A 19,926-nucleotide genomic window follows, 5' to 3' on the forward strand; every position below is an offset into this window, starting at 1 on the left:
CAGTTTACCTGGCGATGGCTACCTGAGTGGAGGTGGCAGCTTCACGCGCTTCGGCAATCTTGACCAGCGCGCTTTCCATCGCTTGCGATACACATTCCGATTTCGCAGTGGATCGGCGATATTGCCAGCCACGCGACGGCGCACAGACATCGCGAATGCGACTGGCCAGACGCCCTTCGAGAGTGGTCACATCGCTGGGCTTGGTGAGATCGAGATCGGCATAGGAAACGCTGACAGTGACTTCTTCCGCACTGGCGGATGTCGCGGCCAGCTCGATGGCAGTAGCAAATGCAAGAATGGCGATACGCATAGGTCTGATTCCCTTTGATATGGTTCAAACCTGCCAGGCGCGGTCTCCCCCTGAGACAGCATCATTGTGCAGTGCATCATAAACTTCGCAACCGCAAAAAACGAAACTGCCGTTGCCAGCGACGAACCAAAAGCGAAATTGGATCACCTGATCGCCACCGCCATACAAGCATCTGATATATAATGTTTTTTATAACACCACATCCACCATCACGACATAATTGACGCATCGATGTTGTGTGCGGCGCAACATTCCTCCATTTCCCGACGCACGACACGCAACAGCCCGGATCGCGCGACAGTGCATTATCTGCGTCACGCCGCTGGACAGTTTGCCTGCGCCCGGCCTAACGCTCCCCGCCATGGACCAGGCCCTTCTCCCCGATTCCATCCTTATCGTCGATTTCGGCAGCCAGGTGACCCAGCTGATCGCACGCCGCGTGCGCGAAGCGGGCGTCTATTCCGAAATCGCGCCCTTCACTCAGGCGGAAGAGGCATTCCACCGGATGAAGCCTAAGGGCATCATTCTGTCCGGTTCGCCCGCCGGTGTGCCGGACGAAGGCAGTCCGCGCGCACCGCAGATGCTGTTCGAAGCGGGGTTGCCGATCCTCGGCATCTGTTACGGCCAACAGGTAATGACCCATCAGCTCGGTGGCGAAGTCCGCCCCGGCCATGAAACCGGCGATGGCGGCGAATTCGGACGTGCCTATCTGACAGTGACCAAATCGTGCGCCTTGTTCGACGGACTGTGGCAGGAAGGCGAACGCCATCAGGTGTGGATGAGCCACGGGGACAAAGTCACCCGCTTTGCCGACGGGTTCGAAATCGTCGCGATCAGCGATGGCGCTCCGTTCGCTGTGATCGCCGACGAGAGCCGCAAGTTTTACGGCACACAGTTCCACCCCGAAGTGGTCCACACGCCCGATGGGGCAAAGCTGATCGCCAATTTCGTCCACCGCGTATGCGGCATTCCCGGCGACTGGACGATGGCGCATTACCGCGAAACCAAGGTGGCCGAAATCCGCCAGCAGGTCGGCGATGGACGGGTGATCTGCGGCCTTTCCGGCGGGGTCGACAGCTCGGTCGCTGCAATCCTGATTCACGAAGCGATCGGCGATCAGCTCACCTGCGTATTCGTCGATCACGGGCTGTTGCGTTTGAACGAACGCGAACAGGTCGAAACGCTGTTCCGCGATCATTACAATATTCCCCTCGTCGTGGTCGATGCGGAAGAACGCTTCATGCGCGGCCTTGCCGGAGTGACCGACCCGGAAAAGAAGCGCAAATTCATCGGCGCCGAATTCATCGCCGTGTTCGAGGAAGAGGCGAAGAAACTGGGCGGCGCGGACTTTCTTGCCCAAGGCACGCTCTATCCCGATGTGATCGAAAGCGTCAGCTTCACTGGCGGCCCGTCGGTCACGATCAAGAGCCACCACAATGTCGGCGGTCTTCCCGAACGCATGAATATGAAGCTGGTCGAGCCACTGCGCGAACTGTTCAAGGACGAAGTCCGCGAACTGGGTCGCGAGCTGGGGTTGAACGATCTGTTCGTCGGCCGCCACCCCTTCCCCGGCCCCGGCCTCGCTATCCGCATCCCCGGCGAAGTGAGCAAGGAACGTTGCGATATTCTGCGTAAGGCCGACGCGATCTACCTCGAAGAAATCCGTAACGCCGGGCTTTACGATGCCATCTGGCAGGCGTTCGCTGTGTTGCTACCGGTCAAAACCGTGGGCGTCATGGGTGACGGGCGCACTTATGACAGTGTCTGCGCCTTGCGCGCAGTCACCAGCACCGACGGGATGACCGCCGATGTCTATCCTTTCGATGCCAGCTTCCTGACGCAATGCGCCACCCGCATCGTCAACGAAGTGCAGGGCATCAATCGCGTGGTCTATGATTACACCAGCAAGCCGCCTGGCACGATCGAGTGGGAATGACCGGCACATTGGAACAACTCGCCCCCGATCTATGGGTCGTCGAAGGGCCGATAGTCGATTTCTATACCTGCGCTTACCCCACTCGCATGGTGATCGTGCGGCTGGCGAATGGCGATCTGTGGGTGTGGTCCCCGATTGCGGTAGACGACGATCTGGCGGCGCAAGTGAATTCACTTGGCCCGGTGCGCCACCTTGTCGCACCGAACAAAATCCACCACCTGTTCCTGCCGCAATGGATCGCCCGCTGGCCCGACGCCAGATTGTGGGGACCGCAAACGCTGATCGACAAGCGCAGCGACCTGTCTTTCGATGGTGTACTGAGCGATGGCGCGCCAGCGGACTGGGCCGGGCAGATCGATCAGTATCACCTCACCAATTCATCGTTTCTGGACGAAGTCGAATTCGTTCACTTACCATCGCGCACAGTCATTCTGACTGACATGAGCGAGAATTTCAGCGAAGCATTCCTCCGCCAGCACTGGAAATGGTGGCAGCGCCCGATCGCGCGTCTGTGGAAGATCGTGGAAGGTTGGGGCTATGCCCCGCTGGAGGTGCGGCTGACATTTCGCGACCGCGCCAGCGCACGGGCCAAAATCGAACGGATGCTGGCCAGCCAGCCCGAACGGGTCATCATGGCGCATGGCGAGATCGCGCGCAGCAATGGTGCGGCCTATCTGCATCAGGCGTTTGGCTGGCTCCTCACCTAGAGGAATATTTATTTTTATATCAGACACTTGCCGGAACACCCCCTCTCTCTCCGCGTTGGCAAACAGGGACTTTGCACACAACGGACGCGGAGCGAAGGAGAGAGAGATGACCAGGCTACCCCTGATTGCAACCGCCGCTGTCGGCGCTTTGGCGCTGGCCGGATGCGCCACTGTGGAAGAAGCCGTCGCGTCCGCCACCAACATGACATACCACGCCAACCTGACCGGCGCGCAGGAAGTGGGCGGCGGCGATGCGGATGGAACCGGCAAGGCATCCATCACCATTTCCGACAACTTCGATCAGGTGTGCTGGGACTTGCACGACATCCATAATATCGACACCGTCACCGCGGCCCACATTCATTATGGTGTGGCAGGCACTAACGGGCCGCCGGTGTTCACCCTGACCAAATCGAACGAAGGCACATGGAAAGGGGCTGTTCGGAAGGCGCCGAATGGACGCAGAACCGCATTCAGGGCAATCCGCAGCAGTTCTATGTCAATATCCACACCACGGCATATCCCAACGGGGCGATCCGCGGTCAGTTGATGCCTTGATTGCCCGCAGGCGTTACCACGCATTCCCTGCCGCAACGGCCCGCTTTTCCGCTGCGCTGCTCTTGCGACCGAGGATCGGGTTGCGGTGGGGATAGCGACCGAAGCGGGCGATCATGCGATAATGCGCGCGGGCAAAGGCGAAGTTACCCGGAATATCGCGAAACCACACAAGACTGTGCAATTGATCGGCAATCGCTTCGCTGTGCATCAGCGGCATACCGAGGAAAGCGCGTTCATTGCGCGAAAGCCCCCTGCCCCAGCCACGCGCAATCGCCGCCTTTGCGATCCGACGGGCCAGAGGATCGCTCGCAAATGCCAGAGGAGTGCCGCGATGAATATTACGCGGCACCTGATCGAACAGCAGCACCGCTGCCCGCGCGATCAGCGGATCGGACAGGAATTCACGCGCCGGGCGCGTCCGTAACATCGCGAGAATATGCCCGAAACGACGCTCTATCCGGGCATCGAGTGCGGGCGAGCCACCCCACCAGTCGGCAGGACCGAGCTCGTGGAACCAGAAATGGAGCAGGTCGGCGGCCCAGCGCCGCGTGGGGGCCGCCATCCTGCGCTCAGTTCGTGCGGGTGTAAGGGACGAATTCGCTGAGGAATACGTTGCCGGTGTAAAACCCGTTCATCCGGTCGACGGTGTGGACCATATCCATCCGGCACAGCTGACTGCCGAACTGGCGCGTGACCAGAATATCGCTGTCGTCCAGACTATCGGGATTGGTCGGGACATTGACCCAGATCGTTTTGCCCCGGCCATATACCAGCGCGGTGCCATCGATCATTTTCATATTATCCTGCTGAAACCGGCTGATGCAGGCCTGCGGTTTTCCGGCAACACGTCCTTCCAGCATCTTTTCAAGCTGCTGTTCGCCAGTCAAACGTTCCTTGGCGACCGCCGGGCCGGTCACTGTCGCGATACCGGCAAGGGCGGCAATGGTCAGTACGATTCTGTTCATTGCAATACTCCTCGGTTTAAGCCCCTTCTTGGGTGCTCTATAACATACTTTATATGAACCCGCCGTGACCCTATGCGGTTCCGCCCACGGTCAGCCCTTCGACCAGTAAAGTCGGCTGACCGACCCCGGCGGGCACCGACTGCCCGCCCTTGCCGCAAGTGCCCACTCCTTCGTCGAGCGCGAGATCGTTGCCGATCCCGCTCACACGGGTCAGCACGCTGGGGCCATCGCCGATCAGGGTCGCGCCCTTGATCGGAGCGCCGAGCTTGCCGTCTTCCACCAGATAGGCCTCGGTACAGGTGAAGGTGAACTTGCCGCTGACGATATCGACCTGCCCGCCTCCGAACGCCTTAGCGAAAATGCCTTTCTTCATGCGGCCCAGCAGCTCCGCCGGATCGTCGTTGCCTGCGCGCATAAAGGTGTTGGTCATCCGCGGCATCGGGGCATGCTGGTAACTTTCACGTCGGCCATTGCCGGTCGGTTCGACACCCATCAGGCGGGCGTTGAGCCGATCCTGCATATACCCTTTCAGGATACCGTCTTCGATCAGCACGGTTTCCTGCGTCGGCGTGCCTTCGTCATCGATGCTGAGCGATCCGCGCCGGTCGGCAATCGCGCCATCGTCCACCACTGTCACCCCCGGTGCGGCAACCCGTTCGCCAATGCGACCGGAAAACGCACTGGTTCCCTTGCGGTTGAAATCGCCTTCCAGCCCGTGCCCGACTGCCTCGTGCAGCAACACGCCAGGCCAGCCGGGGCCGAGCAGCACCGTCATTTCCCCCGCCGGGGCGGCGACCGCTTCGAGATTGATCAGTGCCTGCGACACCGCTTCGTCAATCGCGCGGGTCCACTGCGATTCTTCGAACAAGGGGCCGTAGAGATAGCGTCCGCCCAGCCCGAAGCTGCCGCTTTCACGCCGCCCGTTGTGTTCTGCCACGACGCTGACGTTCAGCCGCACCAGCGGGCGCAGATCGCGCGCGACGAAACCGTCGGGGCGGACGATTTCCACTGCGCTCCAGCTACCGACAAGGCTGGCGGTGACTTGCCGGATACGCGGATCTTTCGCGCGGGCAGCGGCATCGATCGATTCCAGCAAGCGGACCTTTTCCGCGAACGGAATCATGTCCAGCGGGCTGGCATCGGTATAGAGGTGGCGATTGCTGCGTACCGGCGGTGCCGGGCGCGATCCGGTGGCGGGATCGAGCAGGCGTAGCGTTTCGCCCGCCCGCCGGATCGCCGCCGCGCTGATTTCGCTGGCATGGGCGAACCCGGTCATTTCCCCGGACACCCCGCGCAGGCCGAAGCCCGAATCGCGCGAATAGTCGGCGGTTTTCAACCGCCCATCGTCGAACACGAAAGATTCGGCGGCAGTGAACTGGAGATACAGCTCCCCATCGTCGCACCGGGCGAGCGTTTCAGCGGCGAGCGCCTGCGCCTCCTGCGGGGAGAGCTTGTCGCCATAAAGCAGTGCGTGGGGATCGAGCGTTTCAGTCATCCCTCGATAGATAGGGAGTGCTGGCGGCTCCGTCACGTGGCAAGTTGCGGCTGGAGGGCGTGGAGCAGACTTATGGGGCGACGCACTGCCTCGCACCGATACCGTAATTGTGATTGGAGCGGGCTATGGATTGTCGCGCCCTGCAGGCTCGCAATGACGAATGGAGAAGAGAGGACAGGTGTACGGGCGCTGACATTGAAAGCCTCCCCTCGTCATTGCGAGCGAAGCGAAGCAATCCATTACCCGCCGCCACCTCTCGCGAAGCGGCAGCAAGACCATTCACACCATCTCCACCCTCAACCGGGCAGCGACAAGCGCGCTGTCACCGATGGCCGGGATCGGCGCCTTCGGAAATGTCGGGCAATGTCGCCTGATCGACACCATCGGCGGGGCCGCCGCGCAGCACGAAACGGCGGTCGCAATATCCGCAATCGACATAGCCATGCTCGTCGATTTCCAGCCACACGCGCGGATGGCCCAGCGCGGCAGGCGTATAACCGGGGCCGGGCCGGATCGCTCCAGCGCCATCGCAGGCAACGCGGTGTTCATCGGTCAGGGTGACTTCTGGCGGCGGAATGCTCATGGGTCGAATCCGATAATCCACCCCGCCCCGCCATGCAATCTTCGATGTCATGCATATCCCCTTTACGCGAGGGGCCATTGCGCCTTAGGGCAAGCGGCATGACCACACCGCCCGCCATCCGCATCGATAACGTCGTCAAACGCTATGCGGGTACACGGGGGGAAGAGGGTAAGCTGGCGCTGAAAGGCGTCAGCTTCGATGTGCCGCAAGGGCAGATTTTCGGCCTGCTCGGCCCCAATGGCGCGGGCAAATCGACGCTTATCAATATCCTTGCCGGGCTGGTAATGAAGACCAGTGGCAGCGCGGAAATCTGGGGCTTCGACATCGACGCCAATCCGCGCAATGCCAAACGCTCGATTGGCATCGTGCCGCAGGAAATCGTGTTCGATCCGTTTTTCACGCCTTACGAAGTGCTGGAAAATCAGGCCGGATTTTATGGCATCGCCAAGGCTTTGCGGCGGAGCGAGGAATTGCTCGCCGCGGTCCATCTGGCGGATAAGCGCAATGCCTATGCCCGCGCGTTGTCGGGCGGGATGAAGCGGCGCCTGCTGGTAGCCAAGGCGATGGTCCATTCACCGCCCGTTCTGGTGCTGGACGAACCGACCGCCGGGGTCGATGTCGAACTGCGCCGCCAGTTGTGGGAACTGGTGACCGGGCTGAACAAGGAAGGGGTAACCGTGGTGCTAACCACGCATTACCTCGAAGAGGCGGAACAGCTCTGCGACCGGATCGCGATCATCAATCACGGCGAACTGATCGCCAACAAGCCGACTCGCGAATTGGTGGGCATGGCGCGGGAGAAGATCGTTTCGGTCACAGTGGACAAGGATCTGGCGGGGCCGGTGGAAGAACCGGCGTTCCTCAAATCGGAAGTGATCGAGCCGCGCCGCCTCGATATCACCTATAACCGCGATGTTACCACTGCCGGGCACGTGCTCGCGCTGATCCAGCAGCATGGTTATGCCATAGAGGATGTGACCACGCGCGAAGCCGATCTGGAAGACGTGTTCGTTCAACTGACCGGTGCGGGTTAATCCGTCCGCGACAGGCGGATGACACCTTGCCGCAGCGCTGGCCATCAGCCATGACCGCGCGATGACTACTTCACCTTACGATGTGATCGTGATCGGTTCGGGTGCCGCCGGACTGACAGCGGCTCTTGCGCTGGCGGAAAAAAAGCGCGTGCTGGTACTGGCAAAAGGCTCGCTGACCGGCGGCAGCACAGCATGGGCACAGGGCGGCATCGCCGCCGTGCTCGACGCTGGCGATACCTTCGAAAACCATATCCGCGATACGATGGTCGCAGGCGCGGGACTGAATGATCGCGACACCGTGGAATTCGTCATCGAACGCGCACCGGCAGCCATCGACCGGCTGATCGAACTGGGCGTACCGTTCAATACCGAGGGCAGCGATCTGCACCTGACACGCGAAGGCGGGCACAGCCACCGCCGCATCGTCCATGTCGACGACGCGACCGGGTGGGCCGTGCAGGAAGCATTGCTGAAAGCGGCCAACGCCAATCCCAATATCACTATGCTGCCGGGCCGGGCGTGCGTCGATCTGATTACCGGGCGCAATGCGGAAAAGTATTCGGGATCGGGCCGGGTTTGGGGGGTCTATGCGCTGAATCAGGAAACCGGCCAGGTGGAAGCGCATGTGGCGCGCGCCACTGTGATGGCCAGCGGCGGCGCCGGTCGCTGCTACTTGTTCTCGACTGCCCCGCGCGGCGCGACAGGGGATGGAATCGCAATGGCCTGGCGCGCAGGCGCGCGGGTTTCCAATATGGAAATGATGCAGTTCCACCCGACCTGCCTCTATAATCTCGAGGTCAAGAATTTCCTGATTACAGAGGCGGTTCGCGGCGAAGGTGGGCACTTGCTGAACCCCGTGACCGGCGAACGGTACATGAGCAAGTACGATCCCGAACGCATGGAACTGGCCCCGCGCGATATCGTCGCCCGCGCGAATGACGATCAGATAAAGCGGTACGGCCTCGACTACGTCCATCTCGACATCAGCCACCAGCCGCCCGAATTCGTGAAGCACCATTTCCCGACTATCTACGAGAAGCTGATCGGTCTGGGCATCGACATGACGAAGGAGCCGATCCCCGTGGTCCCGGCGCAGCATTATACGTGCGGCGGGGTGCTGATCGGGCTGGATGCGCGTACTGACCTGCCCGGCCTGTGGGCCGCTGGCGAGGTAACCGAAAGCGGCCTGCACGGTGCAAACCGCCTCGCCTCCAACAGCCTGCTCGAATGTTTCGTATTCGGTGAAGCAGCGGCGAAGGATATCCTCTCTGTATGGCACGAGATGGACGATCCCCCCGCCATCCGCGCATGGGATGCCAGCCGGGTGACCGATTCCGACGAAGAAGTGGTCATCAAACAGAACTGGACCGAAATCCGCCGGTTCATGTGGAACTATGTCGGCATCGTCCGCACGACCAAGCGTCTCGAACGTGCCGCGCACCGCATCGCTACGCTGGCGCAGGAGATTGAGGATTATTACGGCAGCTTCCGCGTCACGACCGACCTGATCGAGCTACGCAATCTGCACCAGTGCGCCGACCTGATCGTGAAAAGCGCGCTGAAACGGCACGAAAGCCGCGGGCTGCACTATACGCTCGATTACCCCGATACGCTGGAGCAGCCGGTCGATACGGTGCTGGTGCCCTGAGTGGGTGCGCTCTGGCGGGCGAAAGGCTTATCCTGGTGAGACTGGCGAACGGGTATCGGCCTTCGCAGTTGCCACGGCGATGAATTTGCCGATTCTGTCGACCAAAGCCACTGCCTCTTCATCGCGGAAGAAAGCGCCGATCCTGACCTTGGTGCCATCGGGCATCTTTAATGTGACAATTGCCGCGTCATAAACCGGATGGTCGGCTTCCAGTTCAACTTTGTATATCTGAAGACCGGCGAGAGAGTACCGTGTCGACCTGTTTCGAAACAGAGATCGCCGCTGCAAAGTGACCTTGCCGGATTTGGCATCCAACGTCAGATCGACGGCATCGCCGAACAGCGCGAACCACAAAATCATTCCTGAAAAGCCAAGCGGCAGGATCAAGAACCCGAAAGTCGCCACGATCCCGCCAAATATCGGGGGGTCTGCCCAATCGACCAGACGCGCGTTGCCCACATAAAAGTGGATGAACGGGATACAAAACAGGGACCACGGCAGAAGAAACAGGCGAATCCAGAGGGGAAATTTCCGCTCGTATCGCAATCCATGGTCATCCGACGCGATGGATTCTTCCGATTTCTGCCAAAATCCGATGTCACCGCTCAATTCAATAATACCTGTACTTTATGCCATGCATTGTTGAAGCATCGACAAGAGCGGTAGGGGTGAACATCCTAACAAACAGGTAAACCGGGGTGGGGTAATCGATGGCGCTCCATCGGAACTCGTGCGAGGCGGCGCACCACCCGCAAACCCCGTCAGGCGTTGTGCCGCCACGTCATGCCCCAGAAGTGCGGGCCGCCGCCGGGCACATCGTATTCGCACACCACATCGAACCCCAGCCGGCGGTAAATCGTGACATTATCGGTCGTTGCGGTTTCGAGGTAGATATCCAGCCCGCGCTCGCGCGCGGCATCCTGCCCGGCGCGAATGGCGGCTCCGCCCAGCCCCCTGCCCTGCTGCGCCGGATCGACCCCGGCGATATGCAGGTACAGGTAACGCTTGCCCGCCGGAAAATGGGCAGAGATCGCATTACCCACGCGCATCGCGCGCGGCAGGCATGCACCGAAGGCGCGCAGATAGGCCGGTGCGAACACAATGGTGTGCAGCAGGCTTTCCCCCGCCCGCCCCGGCTCGCGCCACATGGTTGCCGCGCCGTTATCCGGCGATGCCAGCGCGAACCCGTTGGAAAAATCGTCTGCCACGGCAATTGCGAAAAACCGCTGCAATGCGCGGAGACGCTGTGCCCGGTCGGGAACGATCCATGAAAACGCCGGATCGTCGATAAATGCCCGCGCCAGCGTTTGGGTGATTGCAGGGGCAGAACTGCGGTGTGCACGCAGGATCGGCGGCCTCTCTCTTCGCTCTGTCATTGCAGCATCCTCGTTTTGCTGACAATATTGTAAATAAACCGCAATATCGTCAAGCGAATGACGGAGGGTTCATGGCCAGAGTACATCGCGAAGAGCACAATATTTCTCGCATTGGCTGGCTGCGCGCCGCCGTGCTGGGGGCAAATGACGGGATCGTTTCCACTGCCAGCCTGATCGTTGGCGTCGCCGCAGCGGCAGGTGGCAAGCAGGAAGTGTTGCTGGCCGGGTTTGCCGGGCTGACCGCCGGCGCGCTGTCGATGGCGGCGGGCGAATACGTGTCCGTCAGCTCGCAATCGGATACCGAGAACGCCGATCTCGCGCGCGAGCGCACCGAACTGGAAACCATGCCTGCTGCCGAACTGGACGAACTGACCGGCATCTATACCGAACGCGGGCTGGACCCGGAACTGGCGCGGACAGTGGCCGAACAGCTCACAGCACACGATGCGCTGGCCACCCATGCCCGCGAAGAACTGGCGATTACCGAACTGACCAACGCGCGCCCCTTGCAGGCAGCGTTCGCGTCCGCCCTCACCTTCTCCTCCGGGGCGGCTCTGCCGCTGCTGGTGGTACTGTCGGTGCCGATGGGATCGGTGGTGTGGGGCGTAGTGATCGCATCGCTGCTGGCGCTGGGCGTGCTCGGCTGGCTGGGTGCGAATGCAGGCGGCGCACCGGCCGGGCGCGCGATTGCCCGCGTGGTTTTCTGGGGTGCACTGGCAATGGCCGTCACCGCCGGGGTCGGCAAACTTTTCGGAACAACGGTGGGATAACAAAGAATGGCTCAGATCACTGCCAATGACATCACGATCGAATACGAAGACTACGGCGATCCCGGCGATCCCGCGATCCTGCTGGTGATGGGCCTCGGCGCGCAGTTGACGTTGTGGCCGATCGAACTGGTCGATGCATTGGTGGAACGCGGGTTTCGCGTGATCCGTTACGATAACCGCGATATCGGGTTGAGCCAGAAGATGGACGGAGAGGAAGCGCCGGGCATCTTCAAGCTGGTGCTGATGAACCGGCTGGGCCTGAAACCGCGGGTGCCCTACACGCTGTCGGACATGGCGGCGGATGGCGTCGGGTTGCTCGAAGCGCTGAATATCGACAACGCACATATCGTGGGCGCGAGCATGGGCGGCATGATCGCGCAGCTGATCGCGGCCGAACACCCCAAACGCACTGCCAGCCTGACATCGATCATGTCGACCACGGGCAATCGCAAACTGCCTGCCGCGCAGAAAGAGGCGATCAAAGTGCTGACCACTCGCCCTCCGTCTGCGGACGAGGAAGTGCTGGTGGCCCACGGCATTCGCGTGGCGCGCACAATCGGCAGCCCCGCCTACCCACCCAGCGAAGACCGCCTGTTGTCGCGTGTGCGCGAAGGGGTCCGCCGCAGCTATTATCCCGATGGCCTGGCGCGCCAGCTCGCTGCGATTCTGGCTGACGGCGACCGACGTAAACGGCTGGCCGCCATTTCCGCCCCGACTCTGGTGATTCACGGCGAAGCGGACCCGCTGGTCCCGCTGGCCGGAGGGTTGGACACCGCAGAGAGTATTCCCGGCGCGCGGATTTCCACTTTCCCCGGCATGGGCCACGATCTGCCTCTGGCGCTGGTCGAACCGATCGCCGATCTGATCGCGGAACACGCCGGCAAGACCTGATCCGACCCGGTTTCGATTGCATTCCTTTATAAGCTCAGGGCCTATTATTGACGGCTGGTGCGATCGGGAGTCGCGCCAGCCGCTGTTACGATTCGATCCGGGAAGCGGTGCGCGCGCCGGGTTTACCGTTGCCCGAAATGGCCTGCGAACGAAGCATTATTTCCGGTCGCGATTCGATTGATTCAAAGGCTCCACAGAAACCTGTCCCCACCAAAATTTTTTCTCAATTTGATTTTGACTCTTGCATCCCGCGCGACCCTAGGAAATCCGCCGCGTCGCACTGTATTGCCTGCATAGACCACCCGGCATCTGACCGCGAATTTTCTGTAAATGGTATTTTCACCCTCTTGCACATGAATCCTGCCTGATTCACTATTGCCAGTAGTTCGGCGGTCGGGAGACCCACAATACCTAGTTGCCCTGTTTACGCACCGTAATCGGTACGATGGGCGATTCGGCGCTGTGATCCGGCCCCGCATGATGCCCGTGAGGGCGCATTGGCAGGCCAGTCTGGGGATAAGTTTTCACCCCGCTGCGAACCACTTGATGCTAGGCTGGGCGCTTGCCCGCCGATTCGAACGAATGCGGAACACCGGGCGGGGCGCCCGGTCTGTATGACAGGACGGGGGGACCGATGGAATTCAGAAGCGGAGATGAAGCGGCGATGGGCTTTCACGGAGCTGACGACACGACCGATAGTGGTGTCGCAATCGCCCGCGCACGCAAGGACAAGGCGGCAGTAAGCATGGAACAGGCAGATCAGGGCACCGACGAACTGGTGGCGGAAAAAACGGATGCAGCGATTGCCAGCGCGATGGCAGGTGCCGTTGCGGCGGCGGCCTCTGCCGCTGCTGCCCCCAAACACGACAGCAAGACGATTCACGATCGCCGCTTCACCATCGTAACCGATGCGTCGCGCGATGCACTGCTGACCGAATTCGGCAAGGAAACGCTGGAAGATCGCTATCTCCTGCCCGGTGAATCGTATCAGGATCTGTTCGCCCGCGTGGCCGATGCCTATGCCGACGATCAGGATCACGCACAGCGGCTGTACGATTATATCTCCCGCCTGTGGTTCATGCCCGCCACGCCGGTGCTGTCGAACGGCGGCACCAGCCGGGGCCTGCCGATTTCGTGCTATCTCAACTCGGTGGAAGACAGCCTCGAAGGGATCGTCAACACGTGGAATGAAAACGTGTGGCTTGCCAGCCGTGGTGGCGGCATCGGCACATACTGGGGCCAGGTGCGCGGAATTGGCGAGCCGGTCGGCCTGAATGGCAAGACCAGCGGGATCATCCCGTTCGTGCGCGTGATGGACAGCCTGACGCTGGCAATTTCGCAAGGGTCGCTGCGCCGCGGATCGGCCGCGTGTTACATCGACGTGTCGCACCCGGAAATCGAAGAGTTCCTCGAAATCCGCAAACCTTCGGGCGATTTCAACCGCAAGGCGCTGAACCTGCACCACGGTGTGCTGCTGTCCGATGCTTTCATGGAAGCAGTCCGCAATGGCGAGGAATGGAACCTCACCAGCCCCAAGACCGGCGAAGTGCGTAGCACGGTCGATGCGCGCAGCCTGTTCCAGAAACTGGTGGAAACCCGGCTGGCGACAGGCGAACCCTATATCGTGTTCTCCGACACGGTGAACCGGATGATGCCCAAGCATCACCGCGAACTGGGCCTCAAGGTGTCCACGTCCAACCTGTGCAGCGAAATCACCCTGCCGACAGGGCGCGACCATCTGGGCAACGACCGCACAGCGGTCTGCTGCCTCAGCTCGCTCAACCTCGAAAAGTGGGACGAGTGGAACGAAGACAAGCGTTTCGTGGAAGACGTGATGCGCTTCCTCGACAACGTGCTGCAGGATTATATCGACCGCGCGCCTGACGAAATGGCCCGTGCGAAGTATTCCGCCGCGCGCGAACGCAGCGTCGGCATGGGGGTGATGGGTTTCCACTCGTTCCTTCAGGCGAAGAACATCGGTTTCGAAAGCCCGATGGCGAAAGTGTGGAACCTGAAAATGTTCAAACACGTCTCCGCCAAGGCGGAGGAAGCGAGCATGGTTCTGGCCGAAGAACGCGGCGCCTGCCCCGATGCGGAAGACGCCGGCGCGATGGAGCGATTCAGCTGCAAGATGGCAATCGCGCCGACTGCGTCGATCTCGATCATCTGCGGCGGCACCAGCGCCTGCATCGAGCCGATTCCGGCCAATATCTACACCCACAAGACTCTGTCGGGCAGCTTCATCGTCAAGAACCCCTATCTTGAAAAACTGCTTGAAAAGAAGAGCAAGAATTCCACCAACGTGTGGAACTCGATCCTCGAAATGGGCGGATCGGTGCAGCACCTCGACTTCCTGACCCCGGAAGAAAAGGCGGTGTACAAGACCAGCTTCGAAATCGATCAGCGCTGGTTGCTCGAATTCGCGGCCGACCGCACCCCGTTCATCGATCAGGCGCAGAGCCTCAACCTGTTCATCCCCGCCGACGTGGACAAATGGGATCTGGCGATGCTCCACTTCCAGGCATGGGAGAAAGGCATCAAGTCGCTCTACTACCTCCGCAGCAAGAGCGTGCAGCGCGCCGGTTTCGCGGGCGGCGTGGAAGCCGACAACACCCCCGATGCGGCGAAGTACGAATTGCCGACCACCGATTACGACGAATGCCTCGCCTGCCAGTAAGGCGAGTCAATCAGCCCGAAGGCAGGCGTCGATCCGGCCCCACCCGCCGATCCGCCTGCCACCGAAGGCCCCGTTCACACCAGATGGACGGGGCCTTTTTCGTGCCTGCGATGCCCGGAAACCTGCTCGTCAGGGGGAACACAGTGGGGTAGCCCAAGGCGTGAGGGTGGGTAGCGCCCATCGCATCGGCCAACCATCGGCAGTACGGCCCCTCCCCCCGAACCAAACCCACTCCGTGTCTTCGTGTCTTCGTGCCTTCGTGTGACAAGCTTCCACCAGACGTCCCCCATCGCAGCGGTCGCGATAAAGGCAAACCCCGCCCCATGGATTGCCACGTCGCCTGCGGCTCCTCACAATGACGAGGTGCGATGGCCGGTGGGCGAGGCCATGCCCCAGCCCATCACACCCTTGCCTGAGTACCGCTTACCCCCCAACCGATACATTTCGATACCACCTGCGACTTGAAAACAGCGGGCCCCCGGCGCTGAGCGGTGCTCACAAACATTCCAACACAAGGAGTTCCCACATAATGCGTAAGTGGCATCGCTGGCTGTCCGTTTTCTTTGCCGTGTTCCTGCTGTGGATCGCGGCCACCGGTGTGTTGAGCCAGCTTGGCGCGTGGCAGGGCGAACTGGCCAGCCCATCCTCCGCCGCGGTTGCCGCCGCTACGCCGCCGCCGGGTTGGGAATGCCCCGAAGGCTGGCGCTGCCGCCCGCCACAGGGCGATCGGTCGGGGCTGGCGGGCATGGTCGGCCTGTTCCACCACCTGCATTCGGGCGAAAGCTTCGGCCCGGTTGGCGAAGTCATCAGCTTGCTTTCGGGATTTGCGCTGATGTTCTTCGCGTTCTCCGGCCTGTGGCTCTACATCCGCATGTGGCGCGAACGCGCCCGCCGCAAGGCGCGGGATCGCTGGTTCTGGAAGTGATCGTGTTTTCAATCGCCTGACCAGCACCGCTTGACCGGCCCATCGCGCGGGATAGGATCGTCCGCGCGATGGGCGATGTGATTGATCTGCTGGACAGCCTCTTCGGGGGAAACCTCTGGCCCGCCGCCATCGGTGCCGGAGCTGTCGTTGCCTATGCCATTGGCAAACGCGCGCGACAGATATTCCTTCGCTGGCGGCTCGACCGGCGACTGGCGCATTTCGACTATATCCTCGTCGATGAATTGCGTGAATACGAGCAACGAATCGGAGACGATCCCGAACCGATCGATGGCGGCAGCATCGTTCGTGGGATCGCCATCCACCTCAGCCAGATAGCTGCACCTGTGGCTATCGGTTACGCCATCAGCGACGGTCATTGGAAAACGACCCTTGCCGCCATTGGCATCATCGCGGCGTATTATGGATGGCGCTGGATCAACGATCCGCCCGAACACCGCCCGCAATTGCTCCGCACATCGCCGGATGCGACCATCCCGAAAGAGGCCATCCTGGGCGCGATAGGTGCGGTCGCCATGGTCGCCATTTTGCTGTCGCTTATGCTGGCGCTGTAGCCCCCAACGATTGGCGCCCCTCCGTTTGACGGGAGGGGCGCCGAGGGGTGCGGGGTAGTGCCCGCGAAAGGGGGGAAAACAGGCACTCCCGTATTTCCCTCATGCGCCCGGTGAGCCTTGCAAACCCCCGGGTCGTTATTCACCCAATTCCCCAACCGGCGGGCGGTTCCATGCCTTTGTTCAGCCACAATTTTATCGCGAATGCAGCGGCCGTATCCCGCCCGGATTCAGCGGTGAACCGAGCTGTGACGGGCGGTTGACAAATGGCATTCCGGGCGCCCCTGCATACCCCGCCGCCCGAACCGCCGAGTTATCCCCCGCAGCGTGCCCCGCGGCCCTTCGCCCCGGACCGCGCTGGCCATATCCTGCACCCCGCGCACGAGTCGCGCGCAGGCTATCGCGGGAAACTGTCGCCAGCCGGACTCGCCGCCGGGGAAAGGTGCAAAAAATGCGCCGATTAACGATTCACTTTCGCATCGCCTCACGCTAGATATGGGGCCTCGCAAATCACGGAGCCACCAGATGTCCCTTCTCGAAGCCCGCAAAACCTACAAACCCTTCGAATATCCGTGGGCTTACGATTACTGGAAGCGCCAGCAACAGGTGCACTGGCTGCCCGAAGAAGTGCCGCTGGGCGAAGATTGCCGCGACTGGGCGCAGAAGCTGTCCGGCCACGAACGCAACCTGCTCACCCAGATATTCCGTTTCTTCACACAGGCCGACGTGGAGGTGCAGGATTGCTACCACGAAAAATACGGCCGGGTGTTCAAACCCACCGAAGTGAAGATGATGCTCACCGCGTTTTCCAACATGGAAACGGTGCACATCGCCGCCTACAGCCACCTGCTCGACACGATCGGTATGCCCGAAAGCGAGTACGGCATGTTCCTCGAATACGAGGAGATGAAGGCCAAGCACGATTACCTTCAGGAATTCGGCGTCGATTCCGATGAAGATATCGCCCGCACGCTGGCGATGTTCGGCGGCTTTACCGAAGGGGTGCAGCTGTTCGCCAGCTTCGCCATGCTGATGAACTTCCCGCGCTTCAACAAGATGAAGGGCATGGGCCAGATCGTCAGCTGGTCGGTCCGCGATGAAAGCCTGCACTGCGAAGGCATCACCCGCCTGTTCCACGCTTTCACCAAGGAACGCGATTGCCTGACCAAGGCAGTGAAGGAAGACATCCTCGATTGCTGCATGAAAACCGTGCGGCTGGAAGACAACTTCATCGATCTGGCGTTCGAACAGGGCCCGGTCAGCGGGATGACCGCGAACGAAATCAAGAAATACATCCGCTACATCGCGGACTGGCGGCTGGAACAGCTCGGCCTGAAGCGGCAGTTCATGATCGAAGAACACCCGCTGCCCTGGCTGGCCCCGCTGCTGAACGGAGTGGAACACGCCAACTTCTTCGAAACCCGCGCCACCGAATATTCCAAGGCCGCAACCAAGGGCAACTGGAACGACGTGTGGTCCAGCTTCGACAAACGCCAGAAAGCGAAAAAGGGCGAAGAAGCCAACGACGCCGAGGATGACGGCCCCGGCCTGTTCGGCGAAGACGCCAGCAGCAGCAGCGACGGGAGCGTCGCGGCGGAGTGATTATTGGGGGCGTGGGCAGTTGCGAGAGCGACAGCTGCCCGCGCCGCCTGCCTGACGGGTGGACGCCAGACATTGCGCCTGCGATTCCATTGCGGAGGTGAGCATCTGACCTGTCACTGACGGGTTTGTGCCCTGATGTTCGGTCATTCCAACTTATAAATCGAGCGGTCAAAAACGGACATCAAAAGAGGCCGGGCGTCGTGGTCGAATTGTTGGACGAGCCAAAATATCGGCTTCGGGATTGAGAATTGTCTCAAACCGACATGAATTCATGAGATTCAGCGCGACAGTTGCTCGCCCTTTTGTGGCCGTTCCGCGTACCGAAACTTGATCCAGCGAACTGACGCCCGTCTACAGAGCATTAATGCCAAGTTCGTCTGAAATCTCAATTGCGGCTTCGTCCCATGGTTGAACTAATGACCAGACGGTGTCTCCGCCGTCACAAAATACGTTCAACCTCGGCGGCCACACGCTTGAGTTCAGGCAACTCGCCTTACTCCGTCTCGAATACTCAGTGCAACTATTTGAGTTGGCAATTTAACCTCTATTGCCCAGCCGCTCAGAAAATGGAATCATTTAAGCGCGTAGGGGGAGAAGCATTTAGATGGCCGGCAGGAATCGTGAGGGCGCGCTGACCGCGACTGAGAAGTCTATTGTGAAGGCGTTGCTCGCCAAGGGGTGGCGCAACCAAGATATCCAAGCACTCGTCAACATCGGCCGAAAGGCGACAATTAACAGCGCGCGCATTACTGAGACAAAGAATGACGCCGCGATCGTAGTAGCCTGCGACGAAGAGGTTGAGTTCTTTCAGATCAGGAAAAATTCCTACGATCACAAAACAGGCCTAAACCTGTTCGACGACGAGCGGCTCGTCCGGGCACGCGAGGCGATGGTCTTGGCGGTCCAAGTATTTAACAGCCCGTCAATGCGATTCAAGACTGAAGTCTTCACGATGCTCGCAAACGTCGCCTGGACCTATTTGATGCACGAGCATTACGAGCGGAAAGGAGTGAAGATCGTCAAGGATGGTCGCTCTCTCCTTCTGAGCCAAATCGTCGAGCGCCACGATTGCCCTCTGTCGAAAGGCATTAAGGATAATTTGCGTGCGGTAAAGGTGCTGCGCGACGACGTCGAGCATAAGTTATTAGGCCGCGCCGACTCGAAGTGGCTAGGCCTGTTTCAGGCGTGCTGCCTCAACTTCGACAAGTCTATGTGCGAGTTGTTCGGCGCGCAACTCACCTTGTCGAGCGAACTCGCCTTCGCTCTTCAGTTCACGAAGTTGAATTTCGACCAAGCGACCACCCTTAACAAATATGAGATTCCGGGCGATATAGATGCCATCGATGCCCGGCTGCGCGAGGGTATGTCCGAAACGGATATCGCCGATTTGGAATTTCAGTTCCGCGTTGTCTACACTCTAGATGCCGTGACGAAGTCACGCGCACATTTCCAGTTCGTCCAGCCGGACTCAGCCGAAGGCAAGGATATCCGCAATGTACTGGTCCAGCACAAGCTGGCTGACCACCTCTATCCACATAAGCCCGGCGACGTCGTGAAGAAAGTGGCCAAGGCAACGCAAGTAGCGTTCACGCAGCACAACCACACGCAAGCGTGGCGCATGTTCGAGGTGCGGCCACGCAAGGGTGCCGCACAACCGGAGAACACAAATCGCGATTATTGCATCTTCCATGCTGCCCACGGCGACTACACATTCTCTGACCAGTGGGTGCAGAAGCTGGTGAACGTTTGCGGCAACGCGCAGCAGTTCGAAAAACTAAAATCTTTCAAACTATAGGCTTTGTTCACAAAGAGTGCGCACACCAGCATAGTTCTTTCCGGTGGTGTTTGCGCACGAAGCGAAGGGAAGCAAAGAGATCATC

20 protein-coding genes and 1 pseudogene are annotated in these 19,926 nt (G+C 60.4%); 14 read left to right on the forward strand and 7 right to left on the reverse strand.

Going from position 1 to position 19,926, the window contains the following annotated elements; genetic code table 11:
* Positions 1 to 4: 4 nt before the first annotated feature.
* Positions 5 to 310, reverse strand: coding sequence for a UrcA family protein (locus CV013_RS11185; RefSeq protein WP_102155668.1), 306 nt, complete (start codon positions 308 to 310; stop codon positions 5 to 7).
* Between the two features lie 361 nt (positions 311 to 671).
* Here CV013_RS11185 and guaA point away from each other — a divergent pair, with 361 nt between their 5' ends.
* The 4 genes and pseudogenes from guaA (at position 672) to CV013_RS16055 (ending at position 3,511) form a co-directional block, all read left to right on the forward strand.
* Positions 672 to 2,246, forward strand: coding sequence for a glutamine-hydrolyzing GMP synthase (gene guaA / locus CV013_RS11190; protein WP_102155670.1), 1,575 nt, complete (start codon positions 672 to 674; stop codon positions 2,244 to 2,246).
* Complete coding sequence (locus CV013_RS11195) at positions 2,243 to 2,953, forward strand: DUF4336 domain-containing protein (RefSeq protein WP_102155672.1); 711 nt, start codon at positions 2,243 to 2,245, stop codon at positions 2,951 to 2,953. Before guaA ends, CV013_RS11195 begins: the two co-directional genes overlap by 4 nt.
* 202 nt (positions 2,954 to 3,155) lie before the next feature.
* Positions 3,156 to 3,374, forward strand: a pseudogene (locus CV013_RS16050) (CHRD domain-containing protein); the annotation flags it as partial.
* 5 nt (positions 3,375 to 3,379) lie between these two features.
* A complete protein-coding gene (locus CV013_RS16055; protein WP_408057043.1) occupies positions 3,380 to 3,511 on the forward strand; it encodes a CHRD domain-containing protein in 132 nt (43 codons plus the stop codon).
* 13 nt (positions 3,512 to 3,524) lie between these two features.
* Here the strand turns inward: CV013_RS16055 and CV013_RS11205 are convergent, their stop codons facing one another.
* The 4 genes from CV013_RS11205 to CV013_RS11220 form a co-directional block, all read right to left on the reverse strand.
* On the reverse strand, positions 3,525 to 4,073 hold the full coding sequence (locus CV013_RS11205; protein ID WP_102155677.1) for a DUF924 family protein: 549 nt from the start codon (positions 4,071 to 4,073) through the stop codon (positions 3,525 to 3,527).
* Positions 4,074 to 4,080: 7 nt separating this feature from the next.
* Positions 4,081 to 4,476, reverse strand: a complete 396-nt coding sequence (locus tag CV013_RS11210) for a hypothetical protein (RefSeq protein ID WP_190276480.1) — start codon at positions 4,474 to 4,476, stop codon at positions 4,081 to 4,083.
* A 70-nt stretch (positions 4,477 to 4,546) separates the two neighbouring features.
* Complete coding sequence (tldD, locus tag CV013_RS11215; protein WP_102155678.1) at positions 4,547 to 5,971, reverse strand: metalloprotease TldD; 1,425 nt, start codon at positions 5,969 to 5,971, stop codon at positions 4,547 to 4,549.
* A gap of 322 nt (positions 5,972 to 6,293) precedes the next feature.
* Positions 6,294 to 6,554, reverse strand: coding sequence for a zinc-finger domain-containing protein (locus CV013_RS11220; RefSeq protein ID WP_102155964.1), 261 nt, complete (start codon positions 6,552 to 6,554; stop codon positions 6,294 to 6,296).
* A 98-nt stretch (positions 6,555 to 6,652) separates the two neighbouring features.
* Between CV013_RS11220 and CV013_RS11225 the strand changes: the two genes are divergently transcribed.
* Positions 6,653 to 7,588, forward strand: a complete 936-nt coding sequence (locus tag CV013_RS11225; RefSeq protein WP_102155680.1) for an ABC transporter ATP-binding protein — start codon at positions 6,653 to 6,655, stop codon at positions 7,586 to 7,588.
* A 61-nt stretch (positions 7,589 to 7,649) separates the two neighbouring features.
* Positions 7,650 to 9,236, forward strand: a complete 1,587-nt coding sequence (nadB, locus tag CV013_RS11230; RefSeq protein ID WP_102155682.1) for an L-aspartate oxidase — start codon at positions 7,650 to 7,652, stop codon at positions 9,234 to 9,236.
* Positions 9,237 to 9,263: 27 nt separating this feature from the next.
* On the opposite strand, the gene CV013_RS11235 is transcribed toward nadB, so the two are convergent.
* Both CV013_RS11235 and CV013_RS11240 read right to left on the reverse strand, forming a co-directional pair.
* Entirely contained in the window at positions 9,264 to 9,596 is a 333-nt protein-coding gene (locus tag CV013_RS11235; protein ID WP_232806590.1) for a hypothetical protein, read from the reverse strand.
* Between the two features lie 401 nt (positions 9,597 to 9,997).
* Positions 9,998 to 10,612, reverse strand: a complete 615-nt coding sequence (locus CV013_RS11240; RefSeq protein WP_102155684.1) for a GNAT family N-acetyltransferase — start codon at positions 10,610 to 10,612, stop codon at positions 9,998 to 10,000.
* A 71-nt stretch (positions 10,613 to 10,683) separates the two neighbouring features.
* Here CV013_RS11240 and CV013_RS11245 point away from each other — a divergent pair, with 71 nt between their 5' ends.
* From CV013_RS11245 to CV013_RS11280, 8 genes are all read left to right on the forward strand, one after another.
* Positions 10,684 to 11,382, forward strand: a complete 699-nt coding sequence (locus tag CV013_RS11245; RefSeq protein WP_102155686.1) for a VIT1/CCC1 transporter family protein — start codon at positions 10,684 to 10,686, stop codon at positions 11,380 to 11,382.
* Between the two features lie 6 nt (positions 11,383 to 11,388).
* Positions 11,389 to 12,273, forward strand: a complete 885-nt coding sequence (locus tag CV013_RS11250) for an alpha/beta fold hydrolase (RefSeq protein ID WP_102155688.1) — start codon at positions 11,389 to 11,391, stop codon at positions 12,271 to 12,273.
* A gap of 47 nt (positions 12,274 to 12,320) precedes the next feature.
* The gene (locus tag CV013_RS15570) at positions 12,321 to 12,641 is read left to right on the forward strand and encodes a hypothetical protein (RefSeq protein WP_123639907.1); all 321 of its coding nucleotides are present in this window, start codon (positions 12,321 to 12,323) and stop codon (positions 12,639 to 12,641) included.
* A gap of 266 nt (positions 12,642 to 12,907) precedes the next feature.
* Entirely contained in the window at positions 12,908 to 14,950 is a 2,043-nt protein-coding gene (locus CV013_RS11255) for a ribonucleoside-diphosphate reductase subunit alpha (protein ID WP_102155690.1), read from the forward strand.
* Positions 14,951 to 15,305: 355 nt separating this feature from the next.
* Positions 15,306 to 15,875, forward strand: coding sequence for a PepSY domain-containing protein (locus CV013_RS11260; protein WP_102155691.1), 570 nt, complete (start codon positions 15,306 to 15,308; stop codon positions 15,873 to 15,875).
* Between the two features lie 68 nt (positions 15,876 to 15,943).
* Positions 15,944 to 16,447: a hypothetical protein gene (locus CV013_RS11265; protein ID WP_102155693.1), complete on the forward strand. Its 504-nt coding sequence runs from the start codon at positions 15,944 to 15,946 to the stop codon at positions 16,445 to 16,447.
* Between the two features lie 522 nt (positions 16,448 to 16,969).
* Positions 16,970 to 18,046, forward strand: a complete 1,077-nt coding sequence (locus tag CV013_RS11275) for a ribonucleotide-diphosphate reductase subunit beta (protein ID WP_102155696.1) — start codon at positions 16,970 to 16,972, stop codon at positions 18,044 to 18,046.
* Positions 18,047 to 18,650: 604 nt separating this feature from the next.
* On the forward strand, positions 18,651 to 19,841 hold the full coding sequence (locus CV013_RS11280; RefSeq protein ID WP_223805209.1) for a DUF3644 domain-containing protein: 1,191 nt from the start codon (positions 18,651 to 18,653) through the stop codon (positions 19,839 to 19,841).
* Positions 19,842 to 19,926 lie beyond the last annotated feature (85 nt).

The sequence above is a fragment of the Tsuneonella flava genome, assembly GCF_002870965.1.
Lineage (GTDB): Bacteria > Pseudomonadota > Alphaproteobacteria > Sphingomonadales > Sphingomonadaceae > Tsuneonella > Tsuneonella flava.